Origin of the sequence: Vibrio ouci (assembly GCF_004551525.1) — a bacterium.
GTDB classification, from domain to species: Bacteria; Pseudomonadota; Gammaproteobacteria; order Enterobacterales; family Vibrionaceae; genus Vibrio; species Vibrio ouci.
In genome coordinates this window covers 90,111-107,706 of record NZ_SATR01000012.1, presented here as the reverse complement: position 1 = coordinate 107,706, position 17,596 = coordinate 90,111, and the positions used below count along the sequence as shown (strand labels likewise).

The 17,596-nt window shown below is 44.9% G+C and carries 18 protein-coding genes; 4 read left to right on the top strand and 14 right to left on the bottom strand.

Annotated features, from left to right (window positions below; genetic code table 11):
* Positions 1–53: 53 nt before the first annotated feature.
* The 3 genes from ELS82_RS10030 to ELS82_RS10020 form a co-directional block, all read right to left on the bottom strand.
* Positions 54–1,400, bottom strand: coding sequence for a replication-associated recombination protein A (locus tag ELS82_RS10030; RefSeq protein WP_134835359.1), 1,347 nt, complete (start codon positions 1,398–1,400; stop codon positions 54–56).
* Between the two features lie 2 nt (positions 1,401–1,402).
* Positions 1,403–1,999: an outer membrane lipoprotein periplasmic chaperone LolA gene (lolA, locus tag ELS82_RS10025; RefSeq protein WP_053438296.1), complete on the bottom strand. Its 597-nt coding sequence runs from the start codon at positions 1,997–1,999 to the stop codon at positions 1,403–1,405.
* A 93-nt stretch (positions 2,000–2,092) separates the two neighbouring features.
* Positions 2,093–2,707 (bottom strand): YecA/YgfB family protein, encoded by a 615-nt coding sequence (locus ELS82_RS10020; protein WP_134835358.1) that lies wholly within the window; start codon positions 2,705–2,707, stop codon positions 2,093–2,095.
* A gap of 262 nt (positions 2,708–2,969) precedes the next feature.
* On the opposite strand from ELS82_RS10020, the gene ELS82_RS10015 reads away from it, so the two are divergent.
* Both ELS82_RS10015 and dusC read left to right on the top strand, forming a co-directional pair.
* A complete protein-coding gene (locus ELS82_RS10015; protein ID WP_134835357.1) occupies positions 2,970–3,524 on the top strand; it encodes a prepilin-type N-terminal cleavage/methylation domain-containing protein in 555 nt (184 codons plus the stop codon).
* A 62-nt stretch (positions 3,525–3,586) separates the two neighbouring features.
* Positions 3,587–4,540 carry a tRNA dihydrouridine(16) synthase DusC gene (gene dusC / locus ELS82_RS10010; RefSeq protein ID WP_134835356.1) on the top strand — a complete coding sequence of 318 codons (954 nt, stop codon included), beginning with the start codon at positions 3,587–3,589 and terminating at the stop codon, positions 4,538–4,540.
* Here dusC and ELS82_RS10005 read toward each other — a convergent pair.
* From ELS82_RS10005 to cysB, 6 genes are all read right to left on the bottom strand, one after another.
* A complete protein-coding gene (locus ELS82_RS10005) occupies positions 4,537–5,997 on the bottom strand; it encodes a sensor domain-containing diguanylate cyclase (protein ID WP_134835355.1) in 1,461 nt (486 codons plus the stop codon). The genes dusC and ELS82_RS10005 overlap by 4 nt on opposite strands.
* A 134-nt stretch (positions 5,998–6,131) precedes the next feature.
* Positions 6,132–6,926, bottom strand: coding sequence for an ABC transporter ATP-binding protein (locus ELS82_RS10000; RefSeq protein WP_134835354.1), 795 nt, complete (start codon positions 6,924–6,926; stop codon positions 6,132–6,134).
* Positions 6,923–7,849, bottom strand: coding sequence for an ABC transporter permease (locus ELS82_RS09995; RefSeq protein ID WP_134835353.1), 927 nt, complete (start codon positions 7,847–7,849; stop codon positions 6,923–6,925). The genes ELS82_RS10000 and ELS82_RS09995 overlap by 4 nt, the downstream gene beginning before the upstream one ends.
* Before the next feature lie 69 nt (positions 7,850–7,918).
* Complete coding sequence (locus ELS82_RS09990; protein ID WP_134835352.1) at positions 7,919–8,884, bottom strand: ABC transporter substrate-binding protein; 966 nt, start codon at positions 8,882–8,884, stop codon at positions 7,919–7,921.
* Positions 8,885–9,190: 306 nt separating this feature from the next.
* The gene (locus ELS82_RS09985) at positions 9,191–10,384 is read right to left on the bottom strand and encodes a methyltransferase (RefSeq protein ID WP_134835351.1); all 1,194 of its coding nucleotides are present in this window, start codon (positions 10,382–10,384) and stop codon (positions 9,191–9,193) included.
* 54 nt (positions 10,385–10,438) lie between these two features.
* On the bottom strand, positions 10,439–11,413 hold the full coding sequence (cysB, locus tag ELS82_RS09980; protein WP_053438304.1) for an HTH-type transcriptional regulator CysB: 975 nt from the start codon (positions 11,411–11,413) through the stop codon (positions 10,439–10,441).
* Between the two features lie 296 nt (positions 11,414–11,709).
* On the opposite strand from cysB, the gene ELS82_RS09975 reads away from it, so the two are divergent.
* On the top strand, positions 11,710–12,474 hold the full coding sequence (locus ELS82_RS09975) for a DNA repair protein (RefSeq protein WP_134835350.1): 765 nt from the start codon (positions 11,710–11,712) through the stop codon (positions 12,472–12,474).
* A gap of 75 nt (positions 12,475–12,549) precedes the next feature.
* The gene (gene miaE / locus ELS82_RS09970) at positions 12,550–13,320 is read left to right on the top strand and encodes a tRNA isopentenyl-2-thiomethyl-A-37 hydroxylase MiaE (RefSeq protein ID WP_134835349.1); all 771 of its coding nucleotides are present in this window, start codon (positions 12,550–12,552) and stop codon (positions 13,318–13,320) included.
* 32 nt (positions 13,321–13,352) lie between these two features.
* Here miaE and ELS82_RS09965 read toward each other — a convergent pair whose 3' ends face one another.
* The 5 genes from ELS82_RS09965 to ihfB form a co-directional block, all read right to left on the bottom strand.
* A complete protein-coding gene (locus ELS82_RS09965; RefSeq protein ID WP_134835348.1) occupies positions 13,353–14,540 on the bottom strand; it encodes a hypothetical protein in 1,188 nt (395 codons plus the stop codon).
* Between the two features lie 242 nt (positions 14,541–14,782).
* Positions 14,783–15,478 carry an orotidine-5'-phosphate decarboxylase gene (gene pyrF, locus ELS82_RS09960; protein ID WP_134835347.1) on the bottom strand — a complete coding sequence of 232 codons (696 nt, stop codon included), beginning with the start codon at positions 15,476–15,478 and terminating at the stop codon, positions 14,783–14,785.
* An 89-nt stretch (positions 15,479–15,567) separates the two neighbouring features.
* On the bottom strand, positions 15,568–16,737 hold the full coding sequence (gene lapB / locus ELS82_RS09955) for a lipopolysaccharide assembly protein LapB (RefSeq protein WP_053438309.1): 1,170 nt from the start codon (positions 16,735–16,737) through the stop codon (positions 15,568–15,570).
* Positions 16,738–16,767: 30 nt separating this feature from the next.
* The gene (locus tag ELS82_RS09950) at positions 16,768–17,046 is read right to left on the bottom strand and encodes a LapA family protein (RefSeq protein ID WP_134835346.1); all 279 of its coding nucleotides are present in this window, start codon (positions 17,044–17,046) and stop codon (positions 16,768–16,770) included.
* A gap of 138 nt (positions 17,047–17,184) precedes the next feature.
* Entirely contained in the window at positions 17,185–17,466 is a 282-nt protein-coding gene (gene ihfB, locus ELS82_RS09945) for an integration host factor subunit beta (protein ID WP_053438311.1), read from the bottom strand.
* Between the last annotated feature and the right edge of the window lie 130 nt (positions 17,467–17,596).

The following is a 17,596-nucleotide window of genomic DNA, read 5'->3' as shown; positions in this document are numbered from 1 at the left end:
CTGCGGCTTCAAGTATGAAGGGATAATTGGATAAATGTATCTAAAATGCTCGCTTATTCATAGCGCTTTTGTGGGCTTTTTGCGTCTAAACTAGCCAAGTAATCTAACTTTTCGCCAATTTTGGTTTCTAAGCCCCTATTTGTCGGTTGATAGTAGCGTGTCTCTGCCATTTCAGGTGGCAAATACTGTTCACCTGCCGCATACGCTCCTGGCTCATCGTGGGCATAACGATACTCTTGCCCATAGCCAAGATCTTTCATCAAAGAGGTCGGTGCATTACGTAAATGAACAGGCACTTCATACTCAGGCAGATTATGCGCATCCGTTAAGGCTTGCTTCCACGCGGTATACACGGCATTACTTTTTGGTGCACACGCTAGGTAAACAATCGCTTGTGCAATTGCTCGCTCACCTTCTGCTGGGCCAACACGGGTAAAACAATCCCATGCAGAGAGCGCAACTTGCATCGCCCTAGGGTCTGCATTACCCACATCTTCTGATGCGATAGCAAGCAAACGGCGGGCGATATAAAGCGGGTCACAACCTGCGGCAATCATACGTGCAGACCAATACAGCGCCGCATCTGGGTTAGAGCCGCGAATCGACTTATGTACTACCGAAATAAGGTCGTACCAAATATCGCCCTTGTTATCAAAACGAGAGACTTTTTCACCCGCAACTTCAGCTAATAGCGGTAAGGTAATTACCTTCACACCCTGCTCATCTTCTTCGGCCATATCGTAGAGAAGTTCAAGGTAATTCAGTGACATACGAGCATCACCATTAACTAACTCAGACAATCGCTCAAGGACACCTTCAGCAAAAGATGCTTCTACGTTGCCTAAACCTCGTTCTTGATCTTCAATCGCTTGTTTAAGCGCTAGACGAATATCCTGTTGAGCCAACGAGGTCAATTTGTACACACGTGCCCGTGAGAGCAATGCGTTGTTAAGCTCAAAAGATGGGTTTTCCGTTGTGGCACCGATGAAGGTCACCGTGCCATCTTCAATGTGCGGCAAAAATGCATCTTGTTGTGATTTATTGAAGCGATGCACCTCGTCAACGAACAAGATTGTGCGTCTACCGGCAAGTTTGTTCTCACGCGCTCTTTCAATCGCCGCGCGGATTTCTTTCACACCCGAGGTAACCGCAGAGACACGCTCTACCTCCGCATTCGCGTAATTGGCTGCGACTTCAGCTAGGGTCGTCTTTCCGGTACCCGGAGGGCCCCACAAAATCATTGAGTGAATATGACCCGCTTCCAAAGCACGACGCAGAGGCTTTCCGACACCCAGAATATGCTGCTGACCGATATATTGCTCGAGCGTTTCTGGGCGCATTCTAGCGGCAAGGGGACGAAAATCTTCGTCCCCTGAAAAATCGAATGAGAAATTACTCACATTTAGTTCCTTTGGTCATCAACCTCTACACCTTCAGGAATTACAAAAGTAAAACGGTTTGCCTTTGGCTTATTGAGGTTAATGTTGTTAAACGTAAAGTTACTTTGCTGGCCATCTTGCTCAACCACACTAAAACCTTGAACAGCGCCTTGCTCATCAATGTTTAGCTTGAACTGACCTTGGTTACTGTCTGCTGCGGTAGGCGTCAGGATGAAAGTATCACCTTGCTGGTCAACCTTGTAGTTATCCCAGTCACTGGCGCGATTACGCGTCAACAAAACGAAAGGTGTTTGCTCTGTTGCTTGTTCTTGCCAGTAAATACTCACTTGTTCGATAAACGGGCTGTAATACCAAAGCGATTGACCGTCCGAAACCAGTACATTTTCGTCTGGTGCCGTTGTCGTCCAACGGAATAAGCTCGGTCTCGCAATTTCGACTTTACCCTGCCCTTCCATCACCAGGTCACCTTCAGGGCTAATCAATTGCTGAGCAAAGTCCGCACTAAAGCCATCGTTCTTTTGTAGACGCTGGCTTAATTCATCTTTAGGCGCAGCTAAAACTGAAAAGCTCATCAAAAATAATACGGCCAATTTTTTCATTAAGTTCTACCCTGATTGTTGGTTTGATCTAGTTATAACGTGCTTTAACCTTCTCTTTGACCGGAGAAGGTTAAGTTTGTTCGGTTGAGATAACTACTTTCCGCAGCACTGTTTAAACTTTTTTCCGCTGTTACATGGGCAAGCGTCATTACGACCAATATCTTTATATGGATTAACACTTTGAGCTTTGGCGCCAATCATCGCTTCATCAGCTGACTGTGCAACCTCTGAAATCATCAAGTCAATTTGATCGAGAAAATCCGCCAAGCTTGGTGGGCACTCAATACCTGATTCTTTCATCTGATGTTGCGTTTGCTCTTCGTCGATCGCCAACATAAAGGTAGTCAGCATCGCTTGTAACATGCGCAGCGTACCATCACCGACATTCACTTCCATCCATTGTTCTTCAATGGTTGGCCACAAGGTCATAAAACCTTCTGCGAAATCAGCCAACTGCTCGCCTTTAGTCTCTTCTTCTAGCAGTGCCAACAGCGAATACTCGTTGCGTTTTAGAAAGCCATATTGCTGATTAATCTGCCCTTCAATTGCCCCTTTCGCTGCGTCTGCTTGCTGCGAAAATACTGAAGGCAGCCAAGTTTCAGGCGCTAACGGCTTAGTTGCCATATTGGCAGCGAGCGTCAAACCTTCAATAAAAAACGGAGATTCATCAGTAATTGAGTCTTCTAGTGTCAGTAATTGATACTTCATTATCATTTTCTAGTGTTAACCATATATTGGGCGCATTATAACCCTATGCAAGGCCTTGGGTCACTTCGAGACTTTCCTCCCTGATTCGATAGCCTCTCCTTGTAAAATTTCGACAATGTACCCGTCACGGCTAGCAAGAGAGATTTCTGCCTAGCCTTTTTTCTTCGCCGACACTTATTTCTCTTTGAGAATTTGAATTCTAGGCGCATGATGCGAACAATTACATTTCCTTACATTTGTTTTATTTTTTGTAGTATTTGCAATGAAAAACTATCGCAATAAAGGCTTCACTCTCATCGAGCTGGTTGTGGTCATTGTTATTCTTGGTGTACTTGCTGTGACCGCTGCCCCGCGCTTTCTCAATTATCAGCGAGATGCCCACCTTGCGCGCGCTGACGCTGCATTTGCAAGCTTTGAAGCGTCTGTGGGTCTTTACCATGCCAAATGGCTAACTGAAGGTGAACCAACGGGTGTGGTCGATTACGGTAACGGTGATGTCTACCCATCGACAACTGGATTCCCGATATCAGTCAACCAAACACCACTGACTCCAAATGATAATGATACGATCCTTATTCGTGGTGGAGACTGCGTGTTGCTGTGGGATGCTTTGGTCGATACTGACCTAGAGATACGTTCGCAACATGACGATCCAGGGACGGTACTTCCGTCAGAAGAAGAGATTGTCAGCTGGTATACGTCAGGTAACGAGTGTTATTACTATTACACGCCAAGCTTTACCATTGAAGAAAGGTTACCGATCCTCTATTACTCTCCTCTAACAGGTGAAACTAGACAGACGACCGAAATGGCATAGAGCTCGTGACATTTCTGCCCCTAACCTCTAAAATCACGCCTCCTTAAAAAGAGGCGTTTTTTATGCGAGTAGTTTTAGGCCCGATGGAGGGCGTGTTAGACCATTTGATGAGAGAAATTCTAACGGACATCAATGACTATGATTTATGTGTCACTGAGTTTGTTCGAGTTGTCGATCAGCTATTACCTGATCATGTATTTCATCGCTTGTGTCCAGAACTACTCCAAGGCTCGCAAACTAAGTCCGGCGTTCCTGTACACGTACAATTGCTTGGTCAAGACCCTAAATGGATGGCTGAGAATGCGATTCGCGCTGCAGAGCTAGGGGCAAAAGGCATCGACCTAAACTTTGGCTGCCCAGCTAAACTGGTCAACAAGAGCAAAGGTGGCGCAGCCCTTCTACAACACCCAGAGCTTATCCATAACGTGGTTAAAGCCTGCCGTGATGCAGTGCCACAGGGTACTCCTGTTACCGCAAAAATTCGCCTCGGTTGGGAAAACCCAGATGACTGTTTTGAAATTGTTGATGCTATTCAAAGCGCTGGCGCAAACGAGCTCACCGTTCATGCACGCACCAAAACTGGCGGCTATAAAGCCAGCGAAATAAAGTGGGACTATATCAATCAGATTAGACAGCGCTTTTCAATTCCATTGATCGCCAATGGTGAAATCTGGAATTACCAAGACGGACAAGCCTGTATTGAGACAACGGGTGTTGATTCACTGATGGTATGCCGCGGTGCGTTTAACGTGCCAAACCTTGGCAATGTCGTGAAACACAACCACAAAGTAATGTCGTGGTTTGAAGTTGTCGAACTGTTGCTGATTTACTCGCAGTATGAAATGAAAGGCGATAAAGGTCTTTACTATCCGAATCGAGTAAAACAGTGGTTCTCATACTTACGCCAACAATACCCAGAAGCAGCAGAGTTGTTTAGAGAAATCCGCACCTTTAATAAAGCGGCGCCGATTGTTGAGTACATTACTCGATATCGCGATGAGCTGGTATCAGCTTAGAATACTAGCTTATCTTTACCTGTTGTTTTGGCTTGGTAGAGCTTTTCGTCTGCGGCTTTGAATAAAGAATCAAAGCCGCGCTCTTCATCCTTAGTGACGATTTCTACACCACCAGAAATCGTAAAGCCACTTTCTACCGCGTCAGCAGAAGTCGCAACAATCGCCAGTTGAACACGAGTCATACCTTTTTGCAGTAGCGCCTTATCGTTACCCGTCATATAGATAACAAACTCTTCCCCGCCAATACGTGCCGCCACATCGCTTTGTCGAATATTGAGAGTGATTTGATCGGCGACATGGCTAATGACAGTGTCCCCAACATCATGGCCATAGGTGTCATTAATCGATTTAAAGTTGTCGATATCGAATACCGCTAACGCTATATAGTCGCTATGTTGCGCTGTTTTCAAAAACGCCTTCAACCCTCGGCGGTTAAGCAGCCCAGTCATTGGATCTTTGGCGGCCAGTTCTTTGAAGTAACCATGCTCGACACGAGTATTAATGAAAAACAAGACAATAACAGAGAAGACGTAAATAAAGGCCACGACCGCTAAGCTATAACGTTCAAAAATAAAAAAGTTTCGAATCTCTTTTGCTAAGTCAAACTGATAAAAAAGCGTGTGTGAACCCCTTGCTCCCTCTAGTTCTAGATCTAGCGTGCGCATCGCATTGTCTGGCAAGGAAAGGAAGCCAGTATCAACAATGCCTAATTTACCCGCAAGCTTCCCATGCGTATCGAGGATATCGTCATAAGAAATATCAAGTGAGAGCATACCTTGAAGTACTTCACCTTGATAAACGGGCATGGTCATACTCAGTACTAAGACACTGGTCGTTGGCATCGGTGCTGGACCCGTAACCGTAATTAAGTCTCTATTATTGGCCGTTTGCTGCCAATAAGGACGAGCCTTCAAGGTAGCGAGTAATTCAGCAGTAATGCTTCTCGCATAAGTATCCGGCGAAGACATCAGATAGCCTTCACGGTCGATATAGTGGATACCAAGTAAATAGGAGTCAATATCGTGGAGAAAGGATAACACTGGAGCGAGAGAAACCTGCCCAGATACACGTTTATACTCTTCGCTTTCTGGATCACATAAGCTCGCGTCACCCACCAGCATATAATTTATGTCTACGGCAGGAATCTCGTGGTGTCGCCCTTCAGACAAGAGCAAGGCATCTATCGGCCACATTTGGCACAAACCATCTTTTACTTGGATATTGTGCTCTAACATTAAAATGTAGCTAGATTTGGAGTAGTTAGAAAAGCTGTAATCAATCGCACTGATCACTTTACTGGCGCGAGACAACGCTTCGGTAATACGTTCGTACTCATCATCGATATCACGATTAACCGAATCGTAATAGTTCTTACCTGTTAAGGCTAAGACCAACAGGGCAATTACCAAAGGCATTAACAATACAAATTTTAAACTAAAATGCCTTTTTACCTGCATCCCGCCCTCAAATAACAATAAAAGCCTATTCACCTATACAAGGCAAATAGGCTTGGAAACGTATTGTTTTCAATTATGACACATAAGTATCATTTTCAAAGAGTCAGTCTCGTTAAAATTCAGCCAACTTTTGCCTAGTTCAACAACAAACTGTCATCGGCTAACTCTTCTCCTCTCACCTTAGAGAACATCTCTAATAGATCTGGAACTTGCATATTCTGGCGCTGCTCTCCAGCGACATCTAACACAATCTCCCCTTGGTGTAGCATCACCGTGCGATCACCACAAGCTAATGCATCTTTCATCGAGTGAGTTACCATCATCACAGTTAAGTTAAACTCATTAACGATTTTCTTGGTTAAGTCGATGATAAATGCCGCCATACGAGGATCTAGTGCCGCAGTATGTTCATCCAATAGCAGCAATTTACTATCCGATAGCGTTGCCATCACGAGACTCACCGCTTGGCGTTGCCCTCCGGAAAGCAGCCCTATGCTATCACCCAACCTATCCTCTAACCCTAAGCCGAGAATACTGATCCTTTCTTGGAAAAGCTGGCGACGCTTGGACGATAGCGACAAGCTCCAGCCACGCCTTTTACCACGCATGTAAGCAAGAGCCATATTCTCTTCTATGGTCAACTCGCCACATGTACCCGCGAGTGGATCTTGGAACACTCTCGCACATTGCTGTGCACGCTGATCGACGGTTTGTTTGGTTACATCGAGTTCATCAATAATAACTTTACCGCCAATCATAGGAGTTTCACCTGTCACCGCCCCAAGCAAGGTTGATTTACCGGCACCATTCGAACCAATCACTGTTAGAAATTGATGCTCTGGCACTTCTAAAGTCACCCCTCTTAACGCTCTGTTTTCCAAGATTGTGCCTGGATTAAACGTTACTTGAATATCTTCCAATCGAATCATGCTACTTCTCCAGACTCTTTTCCTTGAGCTTGTGGGCGACTACGCTTTTTTGACTTTAGGTTTCCTTTAATTTTTGGTGCGATCAATGCTGCGGCAACCAGTACTGCAGTGACCAAGTTTAGGTCCGATGCTTGCAAACCAAACATCCCAGAACTTAATGCAAACGCGACCGCTAGACGATAGATCACCGAACCAACAATAACGGCGACAACAGCGACCCAAATCTTACGACCCGGTATTAGCGTCTGACCTAAGATAACGGCAGCAAGGCCAACAACAATGGTACCGACGCCAGAAGTCACGTCTGCAAAGCTGTTGGTTTGAGCAAATAGCGCACCAGAAAATCCAACAAAACCGTTAGAGAGAGCAAGACCGAAGTAAGTGTAAAAAGCGGTACTCGCACCTTGCGCAGAGACCATTCGAGCGTTAACACCTGTTGCTCTCAAGCCCAAGCCAAAGTCACTATTGAGTAGACGAACCACAAACCATGCTGAGATCAGCACCAATACACCAACTACCAATGGACGAACCAGCATTGGATCACCGATGGCTTCAAATGGAGTTAGGATGGTTTCTTCACCGAGTAAGGCAACGTTTGGACGCCCCATAATTCGGATGTTTATAGAGAAGGCCGCAATCATCGTCAGTATCGACGCGAGCAGGTGTAAGATGCCACATCTGACTGCGAGAAAAGCCGTTACCCACCCCGTCGCCGCACCAGCGATAATTGCCATGAAAGTCGCTACCCATGGGTTTATGCCTGAGACGATTGCCGTTGCAGCAACAGCCGCACCCATAGGAAAGCTTCCATCAACACTGAGATCTGGAAAGTCGAGAACACGAAAAGTTAAATAGACGCCCAAAGCTACAAGTCCGTATAACAGACCAATTTCAAGCGCACCAAAAAATGCAAAAGCAGACATCAACAACTCCCTTTCTGCAAATGTTAGTTAACCTCAACCCAGTTCTAGACCGGGTTGAGGTAAGAGCATTTACTTAACGCTTGTTGCTCGTTCAAGTACAGATTGAGGAATGGTGACACCTAGTTTCGCCGCAGCCGTTTTATTGACCACAAGGTCTGAGCCTTTCGCTACTTTGACATCTAATGTGCCAGGGTTAGTGCCTTCAATGATGGCTGCAACATAATCTGCAGTTTGTACACCAACTTGGTAGTAATCAAAGCCTAAGCTCGCGATAGCGCCTTTCTCAACGTATGACGTAGCGCCACCCAATACAGGTGTTTTCGCTTGATTAGCCGCAACAATCATACCTTCAATAGCACTTGCAACTGTGTTATCAGTCGGTGCGTAGATGACATCAGATTTCGCTGCAATCGCTTGAGTTGCAGATTGGACATCTGCACTTTTCAGCGCGGTTGCTTCAACAACTTGAATACCTTGAGCCTCAGCACTTTGCTTAAGAAGATCAACCAGAGTGACTGCATTGGCTTCACCTGGGTTGAACACCACACCAATAGATTTCACATCTGGGATGATCTCTTTGATCAATTCAACGTGCTGACTAACAGGAGAAAGATCAGAAAGACCGGTTACGTTTTTACCCGGTTGCTCTAAGCTTTTTACTAGCTTCGCCCCAACAGGATCTGTTACGGCAGTGAAAACCACAGGAATAGAACGGGTTGCTGAAACCAGTGCCTGCGCGGTTGGAGTTGCAATACCCACTAACACATCTGGTTTTTCACCCACATATTGACGGGCGATTTGCACTGCGATTGCAGGGTTGCCTTGCGCCGTTTTGTAATCAAATTCGAGGTTCTTACCTTGCTCATAACCTTTGGCCTTTAGACCATCGATCAAACCTTGGCGAGCTGCATCCAGAGCTGGGTGCTCAACAATTTGCGAAACGGCTACTTTTGCCGTTTTCGCCATAATACTAGTGGATGAGAGTAATGTGACACCTGCGAGAACAGCGGTCGCAAAAACTTTTCCTGCTTTCATCTTAACTCCTTGATGTGATACCAATCCATTGACCATCAAACATACTTTGCGCAAAAGGCTTCGCCTAAATTTGGCCGTGTCCTTTTTGAGCTAAGTCAACCACGCTCTACTTCCTGCGGTATCAAGTGATGATAACGGCTACGGGCGGGTTGCGAATGGCTTGGTGTAAGCAATAATTTTGTTGTGTTTAAATGTTTATATTTATTGAGTTGCACAATTTGTGTGCACTCTAATTATTACCAGTAAGCCGGAGAAAAGAAAAGCAGACTTTAACATTTAAGTAACAAAAGGAGATACAGGTTACTTTTAACGCTTTGTGGCATGAACCAAGATATTACGCGGGGTTGTTTCTCTGGAGCAGAATTGAGATAACTTGACCTTGTAACCGCATTGTTCAAGATATAGAGCTTTATCTAGCACCAGCCAAAGTTCCAATGCTCGTCTAAACGGCTGCTGAACAAGGCTCATCCGCTCCATCTGCCAATAACGCTGACGACCTTTCTCCTCATACTCAGCATAGTCGACCTCTGGCAACTCAATACCCTTTTGTTCGCTCGCCCAGTGGCAAAAAGCCGCAAAGCCTTCAGACAATTGAGACTTTTTAATGCTCGGTATTGGCTGATATTGCTCCACTCCCTTGGCTTCTTTTAGCAACAAGTCAAAACCTAGGCGGAACGTCATCTCTTCGATACGATGTCGCTTGACCCGTTCACCACCCGTGACGGTTTCTTGCAGCGGAATGCGCAGCTCTGACTTATTCAAGGCTAGACTAGACCGCTTGGCCGCATCAGACATTGGCTGATAAGTCTCTGCACGAATGAGATGGTAACAACATGGCGAAAACGTCAGTGCTGGCAGCTGTTTTTGGCTGCCATAATGAATCAGTGACACATGTAAGTCGCCGCAGGCATGCAGTGCGACGGCATGCTGATTGGAGTTAAACGCATCGATAGAGTCAGGACTAAACGCGTCACCTTGGACAAACTTCATCGTTAATCCCTGCTTATCCGCCTCATGCTGCCCTGATTCGCACAACGCTTGTTGATACTCAAAGCTGGTCACCGCCTGCCCTGATTGACTGGCAAGAATCCTTCCTAAAAACCCTTTGCCAGAACACCACTCTAGCCATTCGCTGCCATGGTGTAAGTTCAACGCCGCCTCTCCCATTGAGACAATCTGTTGTAGCTTTCTTCCCGGCACGCCACTGTCGACTCCGCGAGACAACTGCAGACCTCGAGTTTTTAGCGTTGGTAGATTAGTCCAAGTAGCAATTTGCGTGATTTGAGGTAGGTAGTCAGAGATTGTCTCAACGAGCGCATCATTATCCAGTTTAAGGTGCTCGATTTGCTCAGGGGATAAAGACTCTAACCAAGTACATAACGAAGTGTTATCCGCCAGCCAAGGAAGCGTATTGGTACGGCTGGTAAAAAAGGGCTCAAAGCGCCACAGCGATTGGTTGTCGACTAAGAAACGGTCGAGTGATTGGAATAGATGTAACATGACTTCCCCCTGAAAACGCTAGTTTAGAGGGAAGTCACACAAGATGGTAGCGGATTAGCGAACTGGTAGGTCAATATCCTTAAACATCTCTTCAATCTCAGCATTAGATTTCAGAGATAGCGCCTGCTCAACCACTGGGCGTGTTAAATGCGGTGCGAAGCGTTCCATAAAGTCAAACATGTAAGAGCGAAGGAAAGTACCGCGTCTAAAGCCAATGCTTGTGGTACTCGCACCAAAGATATGGCTCGCGTCGATCGCCACCAGATCAGTATCTTGCTCTTGGTCGATGGCCATACTTGCGATCACACCCACACCGATCCCCATACGAACATAAGTCTTGATAACATCAGCGTCGGTTGCGGTAAATACCACTCGCGGTGTTAAACCATATTTGTTAAACGCAGTATCAAGCTCTGAGCGTCCGGTAAAACCAAACACATAAGTGACCAGCGGGAATGAAGCTAAATCTTGGATTGTCACTTTCTCTTTCTGCGCCAATGGATGGTTCTTAGGCACAACGATTGAACGATTCCAGTGATAACAAGGCAGCATAATGGCATCTTGATAGAGATGAAGCGCTTCGGTTGCAATGGCAAAGTTCGCTGTACCTTTAGCAATAGCTTCAGACATTTGCGAAGGCGTGCCTTGGTGCATGTGCAGTGATACTTTCGGGTAACGAGCAGTAAAACCTTTGATCACGTCAGGGAGCGCATAACGCGCCTGAGTGTGCGTTGTCGAAATATTCAGCGTGCCCATTTCTGGATGAGTATGCTCACCCGCAACCGCTTTGATACTTTCAACGCGAGCAAGAATCTCTTGAGAGATGCGAATAATGTCTTCACCAGCACCCGTCACTTGCGTTAAGTGCTTACCACTACGCTCGAAGATCTGAATTCCAAGTTCATCTTCTAGTAAACGAACCTGTTTACTGATGCCTGGTTGAGAGGTGTAAAGGCTCTCCGCCGTAGCAGAAACATTTAAGTTATGGTTAACAACCTCAACAATATACTTCAATTGTTGTAATTTCATTCTGACCTCGTAATCCCTTATCGATGCCGCACAGCGATCAAACATAGTTTATAATATTTAGTTATAACGCCTTAAAAGTGAAATTGATAGTCAAATTGGGGCGACTGTTTAGAAAAGCAGGCAGTTTTTTGTTGATAATGCGCATTTTGCAACCAAATACTCAGATTGAGCTTTGCAAAGAGAGTTTTCATTAATAAAATTACTAAGTTGAGCAATAATGCGAAACAGTTACAGTCGCATGGCAGGATCGTGTATGCTTAACGGCTAGCCACTAAAAAACATAAGATACGGAATTTATGAATATTGGTTTAATCATAGCTTTAGTTGCCATCTTACTGGTGTTAGTTCTCGGCTATAACATTATGCTCCAGTATAAAGTTAAAGCGGAAACAGCGCGCAAACAGGAAAGTTCGCGTTACCTGCAAATTATTGATGCAACAGAAGAGCTTATCGGCCACGCTCATCACATGCCATACAGCAAAGAGCTATTGGTGTGCCTGAATACTCGTATCCTAGATGCAGTTCTCAGTATGCATGAACTCGATCCGAAGAATAAACATCTTGAGCAGCGTGTCGCCCACGTTAAAGATCAGATCAAGCAACTTGAAGAGAACTACAAAGGTGGCGAAAGCACTAGCTTTAAAGTGCCAAGCAGCGATAAACAAGCGATTGTTATGCTGAAGTTGGTGAAGCGTCTACGCGACACCATTCGCAGCGAGCACAACAAAGGCCGCTTTGAGACTCAGGCTTATGTCACTGAGAATGCGCGCTTAGAAACCATCCAAGTACGTATCAACATTGAAAACGTAATTAAGCGTTCAAACGACGCAATAGTTCGTGGCCAGCCAGGTACCGCAATCCAGTTACTGAAAAAAGGCTTGGATGCACTAAGTACTAAAAACGACGCTTATTCAAATCAAGCGCGTGAAAAGCTGCAGACTATGTACGACGAACTTGAGTCTAAACGCCAAACTAAAAACGCAGAAGAGTTACACCAGATGGAAGAGAGCCAGCGCCAAAATGATATGGACGCACTCTTTGGTGAGAAGAAAAAGTGGTAATATAATCCGCACAGCTATTTTCAAAAAGGTCGCACTAGCGGCCTTTTTCTATTTATTTAGTAAAGTAAGACCAAGATGATCGAATTAGAACAATACCAGTCACTACTTGAGCCAATAAACGGCTTTCTACAGTGCTCAACTCCAGATGCATGGGTTGAAGAAGCTCGTAAACCGGAAAACCTCAAAGTGGTCCTTATCGATCACTTATTATGTGAGCTTAAAGCGGGCCAATCCGCAATGTACCTAATTCGAAAATACGCAGTAGATAAAGAGAGCGCCCACAGTTTATTAGATTGGTTTAAGCCTTATGAAGATTTCGCTTACCGCAAAACTGGTAGCCTAGAGACTCTCAAAGGCAAAAGTAATATATCTAAAGCAATCATGGCTAAATCAAACTCGCCATATAGCCAAGATTTGATTGATAAAATGGTTTTACTGATCAAAGAAGAGCTACACCATTTCTATCAAGTGCTTGAGATTATGGGCAACCGTGGGATGGCCTATGAACCAGTGCAAGCAAGTCGTTATGCCAAAGGGCTGATTGGTCATATGGCGACCCATGAGCCACAAACACTGATTGATAAGCTTATTATCGGCGCCTACATCGAGGCACGCTCTTGTGAACGTTTCGCTAAGCTTGCTCCTCATATGGATGAAGATATCGCAAAATTCTACGTGTCACTGCTTCGCTCTGAAGCTCGTCATTATCAAGACTACCTGACACTAGCCGAAGAGATCGCTGGAAAAGATATCACTGAACGCATCGATTACTTCGGTCGTTTAGAAGCCGAGCTAATTTCATCACCCGACAGTGACTTTAAGTTCCATAGTGGTGTTCCCGCTTAATAAAAAAGGATGCTTAGTGCATCCTTTTTTATTTACTTAGGGTCGAGTAACGCTTCCCCTAATCCAGCAGCATAAAGCTGTTTACTAATTCGGTTCAACGCCTCTGCTTGCTTGGGTTCAACAATGAGAGTGCCTTTACTCTTAAGTACATCAATCATTGATTCTACACAATCCGCATCAGGCCCAATGCCATTTAGCTTTGAGCGGATGAAGCCAAACCAGTCACCATCCATTTTCTTTTTCACTTTTTCCAGTACTTCAGGACTGGTTACCTGAAATTTCTGTCTGCCATCAAACGCATCCTGATTAGTGCGCGCGATATCATAAACTATGTGAGCTTTCTTTTTCGCAATCAGCATCCCCGGAATATTCAGCTGTAGCTCAGCAATTTGCCCACCACTCATCTTAAGGAAGAATTTAATATCTTTATAGCCGCTACTATCGGGCTCGACATTATGCTGTGCTAACGCGCTACTGGTGCCAGCGAGCTGATATCGGTCTTTAAGGGATTTTTGATGCGAAGCAACCGCTTTAAACTCTTCAGTTCCACAAATGAACAACTTTGCCCCCTGTAGATCTTTAAACTTTTTCACTTTTACGGTGATACGCGCGCAATCTTTTAAATCACCGACATCGTTGTTTCTCATACGTGTAGTGATTTTAGCTAATGCCCCACTGTAACTTTTGATGCCGCCATACGCTCCAGGAGGAAAGCTGATTTCGGCGCCAAACGCCACTTTCAGTCTTTGCGCGAACGTATTCAGTTCTACCTGAGCCTGAATGATTTCTTTAAACATCAGGAATAGCTGTTTTCTCTTCAGCTTGGCGTTGGCTACTTGGTTTTTGCCATGAAAATCCATTGCCTTGGTATTGAGTATTTTCTTCCCAGCTTCATTTGTTTCGAGGTATTGGGCAATATCCTCGTCTAAATACTCCGCCAAATGCGCGTCATCAGTCAGGATATCGTGCATTAACTTGCACATCTTGCCTTCGTCTGTCTGCTGGAAACTTTTAGATTTTAGCTTGCCTCGTAGCTCGGCTAAACTTGATTGGTAATCGGCTTGATTGACTAATCGAAAACCTTGCGACAGGTGAGCCGATTGATTAATTCGCTTTAACACTTCGGCTTTAACTTTAGCGACGTCTGCTGGCGTCACTTTGTTGTGGGCAGGTCCCGATAGCGGATCAGGTCCAACGGCTGCGGCTAGTGTGTCTGTCATAGAAAGTACCTAAATTAGTAACTTGGTGTACGCACAGATCATTAAGACTGAGGGAGTACATCAAGCTGTAGAGCTGTTGATTAAGATAAGCTTACAACTAAAGTTAGATTCAATTTATAAATTGATACCAATTAAAATATACGTTTGAGAGATTGATCTAGGTATAAGCTAGTAACCACTAACTTAATAAGGACAAAAAAGCCAGCGAACGCTGGCTTTCCTAAGATATTAAAGTATATACACTATTTTAGTGTAGCGTTGATTTCCGCAAGTACCGCTGCAGGATCGCTAGCTTGAGTGATTGGGCGACCAATCACCAAGTAATCTGAACCAGCTTGAACTGCATCAACAGGAGTCATGATTCGCTTCTGGTCGCCAACCGCGGCACCTGCAGGGCGAATACCCGGGGTTACAAGCTTGAACTCTTTACCAAGCTCACTCTTAAGCATTGAAGCTTCTTGAGCAGAACATACTACGCCATCTAGACCTGAGTTTTTAGTTAGGTTAGCGAGACGAATCACTTGCTCTTGTGGGGCAATATCCAGTCCAATACCCGCCAAATCGCTCTGTTCCATACTGGTCAGTACCGTTACGCCTATAAGTAGCGGACGATCTTTGCCATAAGGCTCGAGAATCTCGCGTGACGCTGCCATCATACGTTCTCCACCGCTTGCATGAACGTTAACCATCCACACGCCCATCTCTGCGGCTGCGCGCACTGCTTTAGAACAGGTATTTGGAATGTCATGGAACTTAAGATCGAGGAACACAGAGAAACCACGTTTGTGTAGCTCTTTAACGAAATCAGGACCAAATAGTGTGAACATCTCTTTACCTACTTTTAAGCGGCAAGAGCTTGGGTCGATTCTATCAACAAAAGCGAGTGCGTCTGCTTGGTTATCATAATCCAGTGCGACAATTACTTTTTGGTCGATCATTTCATCTCCTAACTTACTTTAAACAAATCGAAAAAAAGCAGCGGGATCACCGCTGCCATTTGTTATGGGATTTACCCAATCTTTTAAAATCATTCGCCATCCAATCCACGGATTGGCTTGATCGTCCCCCACCCTTTACAGGAAGGACAATGCCAATACATTGAATGGGTTGAGAAGCCGCACTTACGACAACGGTAATGGGGCTTCACTTTTAACTGTTCACCAACTAATTTCTGTAGCGTATCTAAGCTCGCTTTAGCTCGCCCTTCTTCCGCTTCAGCTAGATGGTAATCCATCAAGCGATAGAAACCTTTCATGGTTGGATTCTTTACCAGCTGGCGAGTCAATAGCTCTTGAGCCGCTCCTGGGCCATCATGTTTGGCCACCATTTGCGCCAGCATAAGCTCCGCCGACACGCCGGCTTTACTTACAATGCATTGGCGTAAGAAATTCAGTAGCTCATCTTCTTGACCTAGATGGTGATAACACTCAGCCAGTGTCGGTAAAACTTCGCTAACAAAGTCACTATCTTGCTCCAACACCGCTTCTAAATGAGCGATAGTGCGCTTGTAATCTTCATCCTCTAGGTAGAGCTTACCAAGAGCAATACTCGCCCTAACGCATCTAGGATCTTCAGCTAAAGCCTTTTTGAAGTTTTGTCTAGCCTGCGCGTGGTTGCCGTCAGCTTGCTCTTGCATTGCAAGCTCACACCAAAAATGGCCAATGCTAGTACGCATACGCTTGCGGCCCATTTTAACCAATAAAGAAGCGTAGTGAATCGCTTTACTCCACTCACGCGTCTGCTGATAGATCGCGACAAGTTGCTGAAGCGCCGCTTCTCTATGATCAGGTTCATCCACAAGCTGCTCGAAGATTTTTTCAGCGCGATCCAAAAAGCCTGACGCCATGTAGTCTTTTGCTAGTTGTTGAAGCGCGATGTTTTTTTGGTCAATAGTAAGACCTGAGCGAGAGATGAGATTTTGGTGAATGCGAATAGCGCGGTCGACCTCTCCACGCGATCGAAACAAATTACCTAACGCTAAGTGCGTATCGATAGTTTCATTATCAACTTGAAGAAGTTCAATAAAGTGGTCTACCGCTTTATCAGATTGATCTGATAAAAGCAGGTTTAGACCCGTCACGTATTGACGGGATATTTGATTAGATTGTTTCTGCTTATCTTGTTGGGCACTGCGATTACCCATATACCAGCCATATGCTGCGGCAATTGGTAGTAATAAGAAGAGAATTTCTAACATCAAGTAACAGCCTACCTAATAAAAATCTTGTTAAGCTTTTTCTTGAGTCGGCTCAACAGCTGGAGGAGAAAGCTTATTAAGTTTCTTCTTCAGTTTTCGAACTTGGAGCTGCGATCTAAGGTGTAAGCCACCAAATACTAACCAAGCAAGGCTGAAACCAACCACGAATACTACACCTAGCAGTGTAGATAAGTGAAAGTCTCCCTGAGCAATGAGGTAGTTAAATGTCACGATAGCTTGATTCTGAGAGCCTAATGCCAGTGCAATTAAGAATAGGGCCAGTACAAGAACGATTTTTATAATTTTCATAGTCCATCACCTAAGATTAGTTCTGCCGTACGATTATGCAGTAAAAGCTCGAAACAAACCATGGTTATCTCTGTAATTCGAGTTATAAAAAAGCGGCATACTTCCGTATGCCGCCTTTTTATCAATAGATTACGTCGCTTACCCTAGATTAACGCGCTCACGTAATTCTTTACCCGGTTTAAAGTGTGGAACGAATTTACCTTCCAACTCCACTTTGTCACCAGTTTTTGGGTTACGGCCGACTCTAGGTTCACGGAAGTGCAAAGAGAAACTACCGAAACCACGGATCTCAATTCGATCGCCACCTTCTAGAGTTGACGCCATATGCTCTAAAATATCTTTTACAGCATCTTCTATCTCTTTCGCTGAAAGGTGCGTCTGTTCTGCACAGAGTCTTTCAATCAATTCAGACTTAGTCATAGTTGCCCTCATAGAGTAATTTATCACTTATTATAGTAAGTAATACCAGTTCCAACAAACACTTGCCTTCAATTTTAGACAAAAATTGAACAATGTGTGTAGTGAAAAAGTGCTTTTTTCAGAACATCTT